This window comes from Ruegeria sp. AD11(2025) (genome assembly GCF_056542405.1).
The window spans coordinates 16744-32973 of record NZ_JBQFZU010000013.1; the positions used below are offsets into that span (position 1 = coordinate 16744).

The 16230-nt window shown below is 59.7% G+C and carries 19 protein-coding genes; 7 read left to right on the forward strand and 12 right to left on the reverse strand.

Annotation, left to right across the window (positions count from 1 at the left end):
- The first annotated feature begins 89 nt into the window (after positions 1-89).
- The gene (locus tag ACR1XY_RS13635) at positions 90-275 is read left to right on the forward strand and encodes a hypothetical protein (protein ID WP_480593975.1); all 186 of its coding nucleotides are present in this window, start codon (positions 90-92) and stop codon (positions 273-275) included.
- 3 nt (positions 276-278) lie between these two features.
- Here ACR1XY_RS13635 and ACR1XY_RS13640 read toward each other — a convergent pair whose 3' ends face one another.
- A complete protein-coding gene (locus ACR1XY_RS13640; protein WP_480593976.1) occupies positions 279-926 on the reverse strand; it encodes an RluA family pseudouridine synthase in 648 nt (215 codons plus the stop codon).
- Positions 927-1023: 97 nt separating this feature from the next.
- Between ACR1XY_RS13640 and ACR1XY_RS13645 the strand changes: the two genes are divergently transcribed.
- Together ACR1XY_RS13645 and ACR1XY_RS13650 are read left to right on the forward strand one after the other, a co-directional pair.
- Positions 1024-1434: a nuclear transport factor 2 family protein gene (locus ACR1XY_RS13645; protein ID WP_480593978.1), complete on the forward strand. Its 411-nt coding sequence runs from the start codon at positions 1024-1026 to the stop codon at positions 1432-1434.
- A 2-nt stretch (positions 1435-1436) separates the two neighbouring features.
- Positions 1437-2141 carry an SGNH/GDSL hydrolase family protein gene (locus tag ACR1XY_RS13650; protein WP_480593979.1) on the forward strand — a complete coding sequence of 235 codons (705 nt, stop codon included), beginning with the start codon at positions 1437-1439 and terminating at the stop codon, positions 2139-2141.
- On the opposite strand, the gene rarD is transcribed toward ACR1XY_RS13650, so the two are convergent.
- The 9 genes from rarD to ACR1XY_RS13695 form a co-directional block, all read right to left on the reverse strand.
- Complete coding sequence (rarD, locus tag ACR1XY_RS13655) at positions 2132-3037, reverse strand: EamA family transporter RarD (RefSeq protein ID WP_480593980.1); 906 nt, start codon at positions 3035-3037, stop codon at positions 2132-2134. The genes ACR1XY_RS13650 and rarD overlap by 10 nt on opposite strands.
- Before the next feature lie 161 nt (positions 3038-3198).
- A complete protein-coding gene (locus ACR1XY_RS13660) occupies positions 3199-5652 on the reverse strand; it encodes a GcvT family protein (protein ID WP_480593981.1) in 2454 nt (817 codons plus the stop codon).
- An 89-nt stretch (positions 5653-5741) separates the two neighbouring features.
- Entirely contained in the window at positions 5742-6707 is a 966-nt protein-coding gene (locus tag ACR1XY_RS13665) for a GlxA family transcriptional regulator (protein WP_480593982.1), read from the reverse strand.
- A 10-nt stretch (positions 6708-6717) separates the two neighbouring features.
- The gene (locus tag ACR1XY_RS13670; protein ID WP_480593983.1) at positions 6718-7611 is read right to left on the reverse strand and encodes a homocysteine S-methyltransferase family protein; all 894 of its coding nucleotides are present in this window, start codon (positions 7609-7611) and stop codon (positions 6718-6720) included.
- A gap of 13 nt (positions 7612-7624) precedes the next feature.
- The gene (locus tag ACR1XY_RS13675; RefSeq protein WP_480593984.1) at positions 7625-8677 is read right to left on the reverse strand and encodes a zinc-binding dehydrogenase; all 1053 of its coding nucleotides are present in this window, start codon (positions 8675-8677) and stop codon (positions 7625-7627) included.
- A gap of 12 nt (positions 8678-8689) precedes the next feature.
- On the reverse strand, positions 8690-9166 hold the full coding sequence (locus ACR1XY_RS13680) for a cupin domain-containing protein (RefSeq protein WP_480593986.1): 477 nt from the start codon (positions 9164-9166) through the stop codon (positions 8690-8692).
- A 17-nt stretch (positions 9167-9183) separates the two neighbouring features.
- Complete coding sequence (locus ACR1XY_RS13685; RefSeq protein ID WP_480593988.1) at positions 9184-11631, reverse strand: GcvT family protein; 2448 nt, start codon at positions 11629-11631, stop codon at positions 9184-9186.
- Positions 11632-11647: 16 nt separating this feature from the next.
- Entirely contained in the window at positions 11648-12028 is a 381-nt protein-coding gene (locus tag ACR1XY_RS13690) for a GFA family protein (protein ID WP_480593989.1), read from the reverse strand.
- Positions 12029-12105: 77 nt separating this feature from the next.
- Complete coding sequence (locus tag ACR1XY_RS13695; RefSeq protein WP_480593990.1) at positions 12106-12675, reverse strand: helix-turn-helix domain-containing protein; 570 nt, start codon at positions 12673-12675, stop codon at positions 12106-12108.
- Positions 12676-12731: 56 nt separating this feature from the next.
- Here ACR1XY_RS13695 and ACR1XY_RS13700 point away from each other — a divergent pair, with 56 nt between their 5' ends.
- Both ACR1XY_RS13700 and ACR1XY_RS13705 read left to right on the forward strand, forming a co-directional pair.
- Positions 12732-13067, forward strand: coding sequence for a DUF1294 domain-containing protein (locus tag ACR1XY_RS13700; protein ID WP_480593992.1), 336 nt, complete (start codon positions 12732-12734; stop codon positions 13065-13067).
- A gap of 52 nt (positions 13068-13119) precedes the next feature.
- A complete protein-coding gene (locus ACR1XY_RS13705) occupies positions 13120-13479 on the forward strand; it encodes a hypothetical protein (protein ID WP_480593993.1) in 360 nt (119 codons plus the stop codon).
- On the opposite strand, the gene ACR1XY_RS13710 is transcribed toward ACR1XY_RS13705, so the two are convergent.
- Together ACR1XY_RS13710 and ACR1XY_RS13715 are read right to left on the reverse strand one after the other, a co-directional pair.
- Positions 13476-13928, reverse strand: a complete 453-nt coding sequence (locus ACR1XY_RS13710) for a GAF domain-containing protein (RefSeq protein WP_480593994.1) — start codon at positions 13926-13928, stop codon at positions 13476-13478. The two genes, ACR1XY_RS13705 and ACR1XY_RS13710, sit on opposite strands and share 4 nt — an antisense overlap.
- Positions 13929-14020: 92 nt before the next feature.
- On the reverse strand, positions 14021-15193 hold the full coding sequence (locus tag ACR1XY_RS13715) for a thiolase family protein (protein ID WP_480593995.1): 1173 nt from the start codon (positions 15191-15193) through the stop codon (positions 14021-14023).
- A gap of 102 nt (positions 15194-15295) precedes the next feature.
- Between ACR1XY_RS13715 and ACR1XY_RS13720 the strand changes: the two genes are divergently transcribed.
- A complete protein-coding gene (locus tag ACR1XY_RS13720) occupies positions 15296-15634 on the forward strand; it encodes an STAS domain-containing protein (protein ID WP_480593997.1) in 339 nt (112 codons plus the stop codon).
- A 32-nt stretch (positions 15635-15666) separates the two neighbouring features.
- Complete coding sequence (locus tag ACR1XY_RS13725) at positions 15667-16107, forward strand: ATP-binding protein (RefSeq protein ID WP_480593998.1); 441 nt, start codon at positions 15667-15669, stop codon at positions 16105-16107.
- Positions 16108-16230 lie beyond the last annotated feature (123 nt).

The following is a 16230-nucleotide window of genomic DNA, read 5'->3' on the forward strand; positions in this document are numbered from 1 at the left end:
CATATGCTGACACTCTAGCACACCCCCCTGACAAGGTGGTGTCAGGAGTGATGGTCGAGACTTGGCGTCAGACGAAAAGGAGATCACCGATGCCAAGCCTCGACAATCACGTGATGATGACCCTGAAACTGGGTCCTTGGGCGCAGGATCACACCTTGCGCAGCTTTGAAATCGAGCGCGAGATCATGGCCGCCCGCCAACCCTGCACCCCGCGCAAACGCCGCTGGCGTTTTTCGCTGGGTAACCTGAAGATGCTGTGGACCAGTAGCGCCTAAGATTCAGAAATCCGCCTTGGCGCGGAACTTCATCGAATCCCCGCCCTCGGGGCTCTTCAGGCGCAGCTCCTCGGAATGAAGCATCAGCCGCGGGAAATCCCGGGCCGCCCCATCGGCATAGAACGGGTCACCCAGGATAGGGTGGCCCAGCGCCTGCATGTGAACCCGCAATTGATGCGACCGACCCGTTTTGGGGAACAGGCGCATGCGGGTCGTTTCGCCCTCGTGTTTGACGACTCTCCAGTCGGTGACAGCGGGCTTTCCGGTCTCATGACACACCTTCTGGCGCGGACGGTTGGGCCAATCCACGATCAGCGGCAGGTCAACGGCACCAGTCTTTTCTTCAACCCGTCCCCAGACCCGCGCCACATAGGTTTTGCGGGTTTGGCGGTTCTCGAACTGCATACTCAGATGGCGTTGTGCATGGGGGGTCTGGGCAAAGACCATCACACCCGAGGTATCCCGGTCCAGCCGGTGCACCAGCAACGTCTGCGGAAACGCCGCCTGTACCCGCGACAGCAGGCAATCGGCCAAGTGCTCGCCCCGCCCCGGCACTGACAACAGGCCCGAGGGTTTGTTCACCACTATCAGCTGCGCGTCCTCATACAGAACGTCCAGAGGGGTGTTCGGGGGATCATAGGTCTCGCTCATGCGCGCCTGCCTATCGCAGCGCGCGACCTCCCGCAACGTCGGGCTTGCCTGAACGAAACAGTTCAGCAACTCTGCCCTCAAAGCGGAAGGAGAATCCATGCACCCCACGATCGAACGCATGCAGGAGGTGGTCGCCAAAGGCGATGAGAGCTTGATCCATGAAGTACTGGCCGAGGATGTGCGCTTTTCCCCACCCACCTATTACAGCACCTGGACCGGGCGCGAACCGGTGGCGGCCGTGCTGGGCCACGTGGGGCAGGTATTCTCAGATTTCCGCTATCGCCGTGTGATGGGTGAGGGCAAGGACTGGGCGCTGGAATTCCAGTGCAAGGTCGGAGATCTGGACGCTGTGGGGGTCGATCTGATCACGCTGAACGATGACGGGCTGATTCAGGAGTTCGAAGTCGTCATGCGCCCCTACAAAACCATCGGCGCCCTGCGCGAGGCGATGATGGCGCGCGTCATGACCGACCCGCGGTTCCTTGAATACAAGAACGCGCTCAGCTGACCATGCCTGTCGCCGCCGATCAGCTGTTGCGTGTGCCGTTGCTGCCGGTTCTGGCGGTTCAAGGCCTGTCGGTGCGCCGCAATGCTCAACTTTTGCCGGAACCCAGTGGCCCGCGCCAGGGGCGCGTGGGACGAGGGCCGAGACGGCGTCTTCTGATCGCAGGCGACAGTTCCGCCGCAGGGGTTGGCGCGGGGACGCAGGCACAAGCTCTGTCTGGCTATCTCGTGGCACAGCTGGCCAAGCACTATACGGTTGAATGGCGGCTTGAGGCCACGACCGGACATACAACACAGGACACGATCGATCGACTAAGCGGCTTGACCGGCCAGTTCGATATGGCCATCACTGCGCTCGGCGTTAATGACGTGACACGCGGTGTGACACGCCAAAAGTTCATCGCCCACCAAACCCAATTGCTGGATCTTTTGACCGGTCACCTGCGCGCGCGACGGCTGGTGGTCACGGCCGTGCCGCAGATGAACCTGTTCCCAGCACTGCCGCAGCCGCTGGCCTGGGTACTGGGACGGCAGGCCGCGCGGTTGGATCGCGGTTTGCAGCAGGTTGCGGCCAGCTTTCCGCAGGCACGACATCTGCAACTGGATTTGCCCAACGACCCGGCCCTCGCCGCGCCGGATGGCTACCACCCCAGCCCAAAAACCTATGCCATTTGGGCCGAAGAGGCCGCACGCCTCTTGCGTCAGGCCTGAGCCCGCATCTGCCGGATCATCGGGATCGAATAGACCACCAACGCCGTCCAGATCAGCGGAAACGCGATCATGCGCCCCCGGTCGATCTGCTCACCAAATACGGTGATGGCTGTGATGAAAATCATGGTCGGCGCGATGTATTGCAGGATACCCATGGTCGACAGCCGCACCAGTTTCGCCCCGTTGGCATAAACCAGCAGCGGCACCGCCGTCACAACGCCTGCACAAGCCAGCAGCATAGTGTCGGTTGCCGCTACACCGAAATGCCCGGTGCCCTGCACACCCAGCCACGTGACGTACATCAGCGCTGGGATTAGCAGGATCACAACTTCAAGCAGAAACCCCTGATTTGGACCAATAGGCAGCGACCGCTTGAAAAACGCGTAGAACCCCCAGCTGATCATCAGACCCAGCGCCGCCCACGGCAGGCTGCCTGCCTCGACCACCAAAACCAGCACCCCTAACGCTGCAATTGCCACTGCTGCCAGTTGGATTTTCGTCAAAGGCTCACGCAACAAAACCGCGCCCAAAGCAATACTGAACAGCGGGTTGATGTAATAACCCAGCGCCGCATCCAAAGCCCGGTCATTGGCAATCGCCCAGACGTAAATCGCCCAGTTCACCGAAATCAGAGCCGCCGTTATGCAAGCCATCCCCAACATCTTTGGGTTCACCAGCGCCGCTTTTAAATCGCGCGTGCGCCCCAAGGCCACCAGCAACAGCCCCGCCACCGGAACCGACCAGATGATGCGGTGCGAAACGACCTCAATCGGCCCCACATGAGACACCGCCTTCATATATAGCGGCAGAAAACCCCACAGGACATAGGCCGTCACGGCTAATGCCAACCCTTTGGGCGTATCTGCATTGTTGGGCGGTACAGGAGTGTCTGCCACGGCGGGTCTCCGACTGATACCGGATCTCTCTACGGCAAATCAGACCGGGTTGGAAACTACGAAAACTGTGAAGCAGGTCATCAGGAAATCTGATACGTCGCGACGCCCACCAGCACACCCCAAGAAAAAAGCCGGGGCGCCGCAGCGCCCCGACAGTTTGGTTATACTTTAACGCGTTCCGATTTCGGGTCGTACATCGGCTTCAGCGACGCCTCGGCTTTGACCTTCACACCGCAGACGTCGATTTCGTAGGTCGAGGCAAGCACATCCGCTGCCTTTTCACCTTCGCACGGTACGTAGCCCAGACCAATGGCAGCACCCAAAGTGTGGCCGTAGTTGCCCGAGCTCAGATAGCCCACATATTCACCATCACGGATGATCGGCTCATTGTGAAACAGCAGCGGCTCGGCATCGGTCAGTTTGAACTGCACCAGACGGTTCTTAGGACCACTTTCCTTGCGCGCAATCACCGCCTCGCGGCCGATGAAATCGCTGCCCTTGTCCACTTTGACCGCAAAGCCGAGCCCCGCATCCACGACGTGGTCTTCGCAGGTGATGTCGTGACCAAAGTGGCGGAAACCTTTCTCGATCCGGCAACTGTCCATCATGTGCATCCCACAGAGTTTCAACCCCATGTCCTGCCCGGCTTCGTGCAGCGTCTCGAATACATGACCAGCCATGTCGGACGAGACATAAACCTCCCACCCAAGCTCACCCACATAAGTCACGCGGTGCACGCGGGCGAGGCCCATGCCGATCTCGATTTCCTGCGCAGTGCCGAAAGGATTGGTCGCGTTCGAGAAGTCGTTGGGCGAGACTTTCTCCAACAGCGCGCGTGCGTTCGGGCCCATCACCGCCAGAACCCCTTCGCCAGCGGTCACGTCGGTAAGGACCACATTGAAGTTGCCCACATGGCGCATCATCCAGGTCTGATCGGCCAGACGCGTCGCAGCCGGTGTCACCACCAGATATGAGGTCTCGGTCAGTCGGGTGACGGTCACATCAGATTCGATCCCGCCAGTGCGGTTGAGGAACTGGGTATAGACGATCTTGCCGTTGGGCACCGAATAATCGCCGCCGCCGATATAGTTCATGAACTTCTCGGCATCGGGTCCTTCGACGCGGATCTTGCCGAAAGACGACATGTCGTACATGCCGACATTTTCGCGCACAGCACGGTGTTCGGCCGCCGAGTTTTCGAACCAGTTCTGGCGCTTCCAGCTGTATTGGTATTCGCGCTCCTGCCCTTCATTTGCAAACCAGTTGGCGCGTTCCCAACCGGCGATTTCGCCCATGACAGCACCCTGTTCCAGCAGGTGATGGTGGAACGGTGTGCGGCGCACACCACGTGCGGTCGCCTTTTGCCGATAGGGGAAATGGTCCGCATAGAGCAGACCCAGCGTCTCTTTCGAGCGTTCAAACAGGTATTTCTTGTTGCCTTGGAACGGTTGCATCCGGCCGATGTCCACGTCACCCAAATCAAAGGGCTTCTCACCGCTGTCCATCCATTCGGCCAGCGCCATGCCCGCACCACCGGCGGACTGGATACCGATCGAGTTGAACCCCGCCGCGACCCAGACATTGTCCATCTCGGGTGCCAGACCCAGGTGATAGGCGTCGTCGGGGGTAAAGGACTCGGGGCCGTTGAAGAAGGTGTGAATGCCCGCCTCGGCCAGCATCGGCATCCGGTTACAGGCCGCTTCGAGGATCGGCTCAAAGTGGTCGAAATCTTCGGGTAGTTGGTCGAACTCAAAGGTGTCCGGAATACCACCCATACCCCAGGGTTTGGCATTAGGTTCAAACGCACCCAGAAGGATTTTGCCCGCGTCTTCCTTGTAGTATGCGCACTCATCCGGAACACGCAGAACCGGCAGCTGTGTCAGGCCGTCGATGCCTTCGGTCACAATATAAAAGTGTTCGCACGCATGCAGCGGGACATTCACGCCCGCCATGCGGCCGACCTCGTGACCCCACATCCCGGCGCAGTTCACCACCATGTCGCATTCTATGTGACCCGAGGCGCTGCCATCGTCAGCGACCCAATCTACACCGGTCACCTTGCGGCCCTGCTTGACGATATCGGTGACCTTCACACGTTCCTTTACGATGCCGCCACGCTGACGAGCACCTTTGGCAAGGGCCAGCGCAATGTTCGCCGGATCGCCCTGCCCGTCCAGCGGGAGATACACTGCGCCTTTGACGTCTTCGATGTTCAAATGCGGATACAGCTCGGCCACGCGCTCGTTCGAGATCTCTTCAACCTCAACCCCAAAGGCGCGGGCCATGGCGGCCTGACGATAGATCTCCTCCTTGCGCTCTTCGGTCAGGGCAACGGTAATCGAGCCGCAGCGCTTGAAGCCGGTAGCGACCCCAGTCTCTTCTTCCAAAGAGCCGTAGAGCTCCTGGCTGTACTTCGCCAGCTTGGTCATGTTCGCCGTTGCACGGAGCTGTGCAATCAGACCAGCGGCATGCCATGTGGTGCCGCTGGTCAGCTGCTTGCGCTCCAGCAGGACAACGTCGCTCCAGCCCTTTTTGGTCAGGTGATACGCGACCGAGCATCCAATGACGCCGCCGCCGATGATGACCACTCGGGCCTTGCTGGGAAGATCAACCATCCTGAAATCTCCGCTGTGTCAGGTTTTGCGCAAAATGCCACGGAAGATCGACACTAAATGCACCAAAAACGTCACAGTATCGGCGATTTTCACCGATATGTCGCCGCCCGCTTTTCCCGTCGGACAACAAAGGGGGTGACGCCGAAAAAACTTTTGTAAACAGAAGAAAAACCGTTGGGAAACCCGCAGGCTAGACCGATTTCACGGACGCTCATGGTGGTGTTGAGCAACAGGTTATTGGCTTTGGCCAGCCGCATTTCGCGATAAAACCCGTTCGGCGTGGTGCCAAAGTAATTTTTGAACTTCCGCTCCAAAGACCGGTTCGACAGGTGCAGTGATTCGACAATCTGGTGGATCGGCAGCGGGTCTTCGATATTGGCCTGCATCAGTTTGATGCACAGATCCAGCTTGGCGTCGCCGGTTGCGGTCTGCTTGGCCCCGGAAAACGGCTGCATCGAGGCAAAGTCGCGGATGTTTTCGTGCAGCATGATGTCGGCCACGGTCATCTTGGCCGGTCCCGAGATATGCCGGCCTATGACGGCTAACGCCACATCCGTCGTCGCCCCCATCCCGGCGCAGGTCACCACCGCGCCCTGTTCTGTCGCGATCGACAGCTTGGCCTCGAACCGGGCGCCGCGTTCGCGCAGGAACGAGGCATTTTCCCAATGCGTTGCCATGTCGTCTGTGCCCTGTTCATCAATATAGCGGCTGGCGGCTTCGGCCAGCAAAAACACCTTGGCCCCGCGGAAGGTATAATCCGTCACCACGCGGCCCAGAGACAGGTCCGGGTGATCCGGGTTGGAATTGCCGATCACGAACAGGTAATTCGCCTCGGGTTGGGCCTGCACTGGTTCCGTTTGCACCACCGCATCGCTGCTGCTGGCAATCGGGCCGCCTTTCAGCGAACGATAGGTATAGGTGAACGGAGGTGTCGGACACACGCGATTGGCCAGCCGCAGCACTTCAACCAGCGAGGCCAGTTCCAAGAGCACAAATCCCGGCGCAACCAGGATATCGAATTGGAGCTGATCTGAATTGCCCGCAGGTTTCCGCATTATCTACACCTCAGACGATCTGGTGACCGGCAGAACGCAACTGGTTGGCCAGAGTTTCGATATGATCCGGGCCGACCTCGCAGCAGCCGCCGACAATGGTCGCCCCGTGCGCAACCCATGCCATCGCATGATCGGCATAGGCCTCAGGCCCCAGATCGTGACGTTGCTCCAGCGCGTCTACGGTGGGCGCGTCTTCCAGGAATTTCTGAGTAATGCCGGTGAACCCGTTGGCATAGGCCCCGAACGGTCGGCCCAGTTTTGCGATGACGTTCAGAGCTGCGGGAATGGCCTCGGGACGCGAGCAATTGATCAGCACGGCCTCGGGCGAAAACCGATCAACCAATGGCGCGACGTCGGACAGCGGCTCGCCCGAGCGCAGGCGTGAACCATTGTCGTCCATCACTGTCAGCGCCAACCAGGCGGGCTTGCCGCCTTGCGCGGCGCCGCGCAAGGCACCTTCGGCTTCCTGAACCGAGGATACGGTTTCGATCAGGAAAAAGTCCACGCGATCCGCCATCAGCTTGGCCAATTCAGCAAACTTCTCGGCCGCCTCGGCCACATCAGGTTTCAGGTCAGGCCGGTACGAGGCCAAAAGTGGCCCCAGCGCCCCGGCAATGCGCCCTCCGTTTGAGCCGCGCGCTTGCTCGGCCTGCGAAACTGCAGTGTCGATCAGATTGTAAAGCTGATCTTCCATCCCTTCCCGCACCAGCCGTGACCGATGCAAGGCATAGGTATTCGTGGTGGCAACCGTCGCGCCGCGACGAAAATACTCGGCATGAACGTCCCCGACCAATTCGGGGTGGTCAATCATCACCCGGGTCGACCACAATGGCGTCGGCTGTTTCCCGCTGCGTTTGACCAGTTCCTGCCCGATTGAGCCATCCAGAAGAGTGATATTCGCCATTACCCCAGCCTTTTCACGGAATCAGAACAAGTTTGCCCGGGAACGCCTTGGATTGGAAATCCGCCTGCGCCGCCGCAATGTCCTTTAGAGGATAAGTTCTTGAAACCAAGGGTCTGATCCGTCCGGCATTGATCATCTCTACCAACCTCCCGAACACATCAAAAGCTTGATGGGTGCAGCCGTGAATGGTGATGTCGCGCAGATAGATGTCACGCAGATCGGCCTGAACGATTGGCCCCGCAATTGCGCCCGACACGGCGTAATGCCCACCCGGTTTCAATGCCAGGATCAGGCCGGGCCACGCCGGACCACCTACAACGTCGATCACCACATCGAACATATCCGCAGGCAGCACCGCATCGCGTGCAAAGGTCGCTGCCGCACCTTGCCCTTTGACCACCTCGGCCTTGGCGGGGCTGCTCACGCCCCAGACAGTTGCGCCCCGCAGCGCCGCCAGTTGCACAGCGGCCAGACCGACACCGCCGGACGCACCCGTAATCAACACTTTTTGCCCCGAGGTCACGCCTGCGCGGGTTAGCAGGTTTTCGGCGGTGCCAAAGGCGCAGGGGATGGCGGCGATTTCGACATCCGACAGGGGTGAGGCGGTCACGTCATACAGATCATCCGCCTCAACAAGACAATATTGCGCAAATGCACCATCCATTTCCGAGCCCAGAGCAATAAACCCGGTCGGATGGCCCGGACGTGGACGCGGCAGGTTGATCGGGCAGGTCACCCGCTGACCCGGTTTGAAACCCGTATCAGGCGCGGCAACCTCGACGATACCGCACAGATCACCACCCTGAATGCGCGGGAAGTGCAGCGCGCCGCCCCAGCCTCCGGCCTCGACATCCTGATCGACGGCATCGGTCGCGCCCGTCACGTCAGAGGAATACCAGCCAACGCGCGTGTTAATATCGGTGTTGTTCACCCCCGCGGCGAGAACCCGAACCAGCACCTGCCCCGGTCCGGGATGGGGCAACGGTATATCCTCGCGCCAGTCCAGCGCCTCCGGCCCGCCGTGTTGGGTCAGATAAACGCCAGACATTGTATGGGGGAGTGTCATCTGATGCCGCTTTCAGGTCTGATCGTCCGGATGTGGCGGAACCGGACCCATCGGGATGATGTCATAGCGGGCGTTCAGAGCAGCCATCTTTGCCTCATCTGCGAAATCGGCCTGGCTCATTGCCGCAAGCTCTGCGAGGAAACCGTCAAACCCCGATGGTTGAAAGATCATCAGCATCCGCGCGGGTTTCCCTCCCGCCACACGGCAGGCATGGGGCACACCGGGCGGGACATGCATCGTGGTGCCTGCCGTGCACCGGTGCCAGTCGCCATCGACGTAGAAATCCACCTTACCTTCCAGAAAGTAGAAGGTCTCGGCATGGCTGTCGTGGCGATGAAGGCCAAGCGCGAAGCTGGCCTTCAGATTGTCTTCCATGAGCGTATAGGCACCACCTGAGTCCTGACCGGAAACCTTGACGAAGGTATGGTCGTTTTCCCAGTCATAGTTGGGGCCTGCGCCAGGCCCCAGTTTGGAGTATCGCTTGCTCATGGCAGCTCCGTCCGGGGTTATGCGCGCAGCCGCTCGTTTGCCGGATCCCAGAGCGGTTGGTCCTCTTGTACCACAGCACGGTATTTCTGGCCGTAGATTTCCACCTCCAGCTCAGTGCCCGGGTTGGCGGCTTCGGTCTTGACCATGCCCAGTGCGATGGACTTTCCAACGCGATAGCCCCAGGCGCCCGAGGTGGTCTCGCCCACGATCTCGCCATTCTGCGAGATGCAGGACATGTAGGGTGCGTCGCAATCACCGGCCTCAACGGTCAGCGTGACAAAGGCTTTCTTAACACCCTGCTGCTTTTCGTTCTGGATCGCAGCCTTGCCGGGGAAGTCCTGCGGCTTGTCCAGTTTGACGAACCGTCCCAGACCACCTTCCAGCAGCGAGTAGTCACTCGACAGATCGCCCTTCCAGGTGCGGTAGCCCTTTTCGATCCGAAGCGCGTTCAGCGCATACATACCGAAGGGTGTCGCACCGGCGTCGAGGATCGCCTCGTAAATCGCGGGCATGTCCTCGTTCAGGGCGTGCACTTCCCAGCCCAGTTCACCGGCGAAGGACACACGGATCAGGAAGGCCGATTTACCAGCTACTATGGCCGCCTGATGGGTCAGCCAGCCGGTGGTCAGGTCCGCATCGGTCAGACCCGACAGGATCTCACGCGATTTCGGGCCGGTCACGATCAGGGTGTCGCGGGTGGTGGTGACGTCCTCGACGGAAACGCTGGCGGGCATGACCTTTGTCAGGATATCACGGTCATGCCACTGTGCGGTGGCGGCAGTGATCATCATGAACTCATCCTCACCCAGACGGACACAGGACATCTCGGTCAGGATGCGGCCCCGGTCATCAGAGATGTAGACCAGATTGATGCGGCCGACCTTGGGCAGACCACCGGTGATCAGGCCGCGCAGGGCCTCGGCCGCGCCTTCACCTTTGACCATGAAGCGCGAAAAGCCCGGCAGGTCGAGCACGCCGCAATTGTCGCGGACGGCTTCACACTCTTCCTTGATGCGCTGTTCCCACGGGCCGGACCGGCCCCATGTGTGGGTGGCTTCCTCGGAGGTGTTGTCGCCCGGCTTGGCGAACCAGTTGGCGCGTTCCCAACCGTTATACGCGCCCATGACACCGCCCAGTTCTTTGACCTTGGCATGGACCGGTGACAGCTTCTTGTCACGCGCTGCAGGCCATTCGTGATGTGGGAAATGCATGGCGTATTCGTTGCCGTAGACCTCCATACCTTTCTGGTTGCAGTAATCCTGATCGGTATAGTCGGTGTAGCGGCGCGGATCGACCGCCCACATATCCCATTCAGTGTGGCCATCGACGATCCATTCGGCCAATACCTTGCCTGCGCCACCGCCTTGTGCAATGCCGAAGGTAAAGCTGTGCGCCTCGAACGCGTTTGTCACGCCCGGCATCGGGCCGATCAGCGGCAGACCATCCGGCGCGTAGGGGATCGGGCCATTGATGACGCGTCCAACGCCTGAGGTGGCCATCAGCGGCACCCGCTCCATCGCGTCGGTGATGATGTCTTCGATGCGGTCCAGATCGTCATTCCACAGCTGGAACGAGAAATCCTCGGGCATCGGATCGTTTTCGGTCATCCATTCACCCTTACAGTTGGGCTCGTAGGGGCCGAGGTTGAAGCCGTTCTTTTCCTGACGCAGGTAGTACGAGATATCCACGTCGCGCAGCAGCGGCAGCTTGCCGCCGTTTTCTTTCGACCAAGCCTCGACCTCGGGCACTTCGTCGGTCAGCAGGTACTGGTGGCTCATGACCATCGCGGGCACGGTGCGGCCACCATATGGCTTGAACATCTCGCCCACGCGCTGCGCGTAGTAGCCGGCGGCATTCACCACATAGTCACAGGCGATGTCGCCTTTTTCGGTGTGTACGGTCCAAGTTCCGTCGTCATGTTGGGTCACACCTGTGGCCGGGCAGAATCGGATGATCTTCTGCCCCATGTCGCGGGCACCTTTCGCCAGCGCCTGAGTCAGCTGCGCCGGGTCGATATCACCGTCAGTGGGGTCATACAGTACACCTTCCAGATCATGGGTTTCGAGGAACGGGTAATGCTCTTTCGCCTGTTCCGGAGTCCACATCTCCATCGGGATGCCCTGATACTTGCCCATAGCCATGGCGTGTTCGAATTCCTGCATCCGCTCTTTGCTATGCGCCAGACGGATCGAGCCCGAAACGTGGTAGTTCATTGGGTAGTCAACCTCTTCGGCCAAACCCGAATACAGCTCGGTTGAATAGCGCTGCATGTTCATGATCGCCCAAGAATTCGAAAACGTGGGGACGTTACCCGCCGCGTGCCAGGTCGAGCCGGCTGTCAGTTCGTTCTTTTCCAGCAGAACGCAATCGGTCCAGCCCTTCTTGGCCAGATGATACAGGGACGAACAGCCAACTACGCCGCCGCCGATGATGACCACACGGGCCTTGGTTGGAAAATCGCTCATGTGTTTTGATCCTCTTTTACTGTGCCCGCCGGGGCAGATCGTCTGTGATGTCGTAGTAATCGCCCTTGTCGGCCACAAAGATGTGCCGGGCGAGGTTCAGTCCGGTGGGTTCGCTCAGGGCGCCCATGGAAATGGAAATCGTGTCCTCGTCATTGTGCTGCCAGAACAGGAACGAACCACAGGCACTGCAGAAGCCGCGCCGTGCGGTGTCTGATGCCCGGAACCAACGCAGCGTGTCGCTGGCGGTAAAGCTGAGGTTGTCCTGATGGGTCGAGGTCGAGGCCCAGACATGGCCCGATTGCTTGCGGCATTGGCCGCAATGGCAGGCCGAGGGCGGTGACAGATCGCCGTCGATGGCAAACGAAACAGCGCGGCAAAGGCAGGAACCGGTATGCATGTGATTATCTCCTTGCTGCTGGCGCATGGATGAGCACCTGCCCAACCCCACCAAAATTGAATGCAGGACCCGACATGTCAGTACACTGGCGGCGCGATGACCCAGATGGCCACTGCGGGCTCATCATAGGGATTGGCCCATTGATAAGGCTCGTTCTTGATGCGAAAACTGTCCCCCGGACCGACCGAAAATGCACGGCCCCCGATCATCAGATCCAAACGACCCGACACCAAATAGCCGACCTCTTGCGTTGGGCGATTTGCGGGCGTCTGCATCTTCGAGAATGGCTCGAACGTGGAATGCACCATTTCGAAGTCATCGGTCAGATCAGGTGAAAGCAGCTCTTCGATCAACCCTTCCTCGCCCGAACCCATCGGGCGGCGCAACCCGGCACGCACGACATAACCCTGCTCGTCCACCGGCACCGAGGAATGCGCAAACAGCATCGACATCGGCACACCTAGGCATTCGGCGATTTGGCGCAGGTCCGAGATCGAAGGGTCGGACATGTCCCGCTCAACCTGGCTGAGCCATCCGACCGAGCGGTTCAGACGTTCGGCTATTTCGGTCAGCGTCAGCCCACGCGCCTTGCGAAGGGCGCGGATATCTGCACCAAGCGTCGCGCTATGGGGGGCCTGAGTGTTCACGTCCCGCTCCGATTCTGGTGAAATTTTTCTCTCCTTTTTCACGATGACCCAGATTCGTGAAATTTCCAAGAGTTTTTTCATTTACACGTGAAAGCGTACCGGTTTATGCCAAGGCCATGTGGATTGTAGTGATCTATCTTTGGGCGATCAACGCCCTGACGCTATTGGCATTTGCGTGGGACAAGGCCCGCGCCCGGCGGCGCAAAGGCAGGGTTCCGGAACGTCGGTTGCTGTGGCTGGCCGCACTGGGCGGCAGCCCTGGTGCGGTTCTGGGCCGCTGCATTTTCAACCACAAAACCCGCAAACGCGGCTTTTCGATGCGGCTTTTTCTTATTGTCGGGATGCAGGTTGTCTGCGGCTTTTTTCTTGTGCAGTTTGCGCAGGCAAATTGATCAGAAAAGTGCTGTTCAAGCCAACGTACTGGGTGAATTTATGGGGTAGCCGATGGATCTTGTATTGCAGTCGATCAAGTACATGCTTTGGCTGAACGGAGCGATGATCGTCGGCGCGACTGGAATCGCCATTGGATACAATTCGCCCGAAGCCATTGCGGTATCCCTGCAGATCGGGCTGGTCATCTTGATCTTGCTGGCCTTTCGTGCCGGTCTCCGCAGAGAAAAGCGTTGGGTTGCCCTGTTATTTGCCGTGTTCTGCACAATTGACCTGTTTGGCGCGATTTCAGGCGGCATTTCGCTGCGGAACGCCATCAACCTCGTTGACGGTATCTTGTCGTTCGTCGCCATTTGCGGTGTCATCATTTGGCTGCGCGAGCGCAGCATCACAGCCTCACAATCAAAGGCCTAACAGGCAAAGACCTGCGCCAGAATGCGAGCCAGTTGGTCGGCATCTTCCTCGTCAAAAGCATCCGGCTGATCGCTATCAATGTCGAACACGGCAATAACTTCACCCGATGCGTCGCGCACCGGCAGCACCAGTTCGGACCGGGTGGACGACGCGCAGGCGATGTGACCCGGAAACGCATCCACGTCCGGCACCAACTGCACCTCGCCGGTGCGGGCCGCCGCCCCACAGACGCCGCGATCAAAGGGGATGACCAGACAGCCGTGCCCGCCTTGATAGGGGCCGATCTTCAGCAGGCCCGGTTCAGTCACCCGGTAAAACCCGGTCCAGTCAAACCGGTCGTCGGCGTGATGCACCTCGCAGGTGATCGTTGCCATCAGGGCGACCTGATCCGTTTCGCCTGCTGTAAGGGCGGCGATGGTTTTGGCGAGCGTGTCGTAATCAACAGTCATGGTCAGTCTTATTCCGTATGGGGCGGGGGCACTGCCCCATCTTGAGCCAATGACTCAATTCACCCCCGGAATATTTTCAAAAGGATGCAGCGTCAAATTCGTTCGATGGCAACGGCGGTACCTTCTCCTCCGCCGATGCAAATGGCCGCAACACCGCGTTTGAGGTTCCGCTTTTCCAGTGCGTTCAGCAGCGTGACCATGATCCGCGCCCCCGACGCTCCGATCGGGTGGCCCAACGCACAAGCACCGCCATTCACGTTCACCTTATCGCGCGGCAGGCCCATCTCGTGCATGAAAGCCATGGGGACAACGGCGAAGGCTTCGTTGACTTCCCAAAGGTCCACATCATCATGGGACCAGCCGATGGTCGAGAGCAACTTTTGCGCTGCAGGAACCGGAGCCGTCGTGAATAGGCCAGGTGCCTGCGCATGGCTGGCGTGACCGACGATCCGGGCACGCACCGTCAGGCCCTGCGTCTCGGCAGCGTCGGCCGAGGCCAGCACCAGCGCGGCGGCACCGTCAGAGATTGATGAGGAATTGGCCGCCGTCACCGTGCCGTTCTTGCGGAAGGCGGGTTTCAGCGTCGGGATTTTGTCGGGCCGCGCGGATTGCGGTTGCTCGTCTTGGCCAAAGGTGACCTCACCCTTGCGAGAGCGGGTGGTGACCGGTGTGATCTCGCCCTCGAAAGCGCCGTTTTCCTGCGCCGACAGGGCGTTGGACAGCGATTGCAGCGCGTATTCGTCCTGCGCTTCGCGGGTAAACTGATAGGCTTCGGCGCAGTCTTCTGCGAAGGTGCCCATCAGGCGGCCCTTGTCATAGGCATCCTCAAGCCCGTCCAGGAACATATGATCGACTACCTGACCGTGCCCGATCCGCGCGCCCCCGCGCATTTTTGGCAACAGGTAGGGGGCATTGGTCATGCTCTCCATCCCGCCCGCGATCATCGTGTCGGCGTGGCCCAGAGCGATCTGGTCAAAGGCCATCATCGCGGCTTTCATCCCCGATCCGCACATCTTGTTCAGGGTCGTCGCGGGCACCTCTTCGCCCAAGCCTGCTGCAAACCCGGCTTGTCGCGCTGGCGCCTGGCCCTGACCCGCGGGCAGCACGCATCCCATCAGCACCTCGTCCACCGTTTCAGCGCCAGCACCCTGCAGCGCGGCCCGGATGGCGGCTCCACCCAACTCGGCGGCTGCTACGCCGTCAAACATCCCTTGAAATCCCCCCATGGGTGTGCGCGCGGCCCCGGCGATAACAACCTGTTTCATCGGCGTGTTCCTCCTTTTTTTCCATTCGATGGATACCGAATGGTAAGATTTGCCGTCTAGCGTATTTCTACTAGCGAATTTCAGATTAGAGGACCGTCGCGCATGGCCCTGACCAGCACAACAACCGACGAAACCCAGATTATCAAAGTACATTCAGACCGAATTGATGCGGCCATGGCTATCCAGTTCAAGGAAGACATGCGCAACGAGGCCGAAGGCGGCACCACACGGGTGGTGCTGGACCTAAGCAGCGTTGAGTTCATCGATTCAAGCGGGCTGGGCGCCATTGTCGCCTCGATGAAGCAGCTTGGCAACGACCGCAGGCTGGATCTGGCCGGTCTGCACCCCTTTGTCGAAAAGGTGTTTCGACTGACCCGGATGGACACGGTCTTCAAACTGTACCCGACGCTGGATGACGCCTTGTCGGCCACCGCCAGCTGACCCTCCTGACCATCTGAATAGGCCCAATGCCCATGTGTAACGGCAAGTGTTTGGATCTGAGCTTTGCAGCGACCGAGTCTGAGGCCAGCGCCGGTATTGCGCAGCTCAGCAGATGCCTTGCGACACAGGGGTTGCCGCAGCAAAAGGCGGGTGACGTGAAGATTGCTCTCGCCGAAGCGATCAACAATGTTGTGGAACACGCCTATGCCGATGTGACGCCCGCAAAGGTCAAGGTGCGATGCCGCCTGCATCGGAACTGGCTCGATATCGTGATCTCCGACACCGGCAACCCCCTGCCCGGGTTTCGGGTACCAGACGGGGTTCCGGCACCGTTGGGATCAACCGTCGATGAACTGCCCGAAGGAGGGTTCGGCTGGTACCTGATCCACGAATTAACCAGCGATATCCGATATGTACGCTCCGATGGCTGCAACCGGCTATCGCTGCGGTTTGACTTTCCCGATCCCGCCTGACGGCAAGAAAACGTCACAATAAGGCCCAGATCGAACCATTGTAGCGCCGCAAACAACGGGCAAAAAGATACCTGTAGCTCAGATAGCTTCCCTCGGCGTCAAGTGTCACAGCCCCCACCCAGT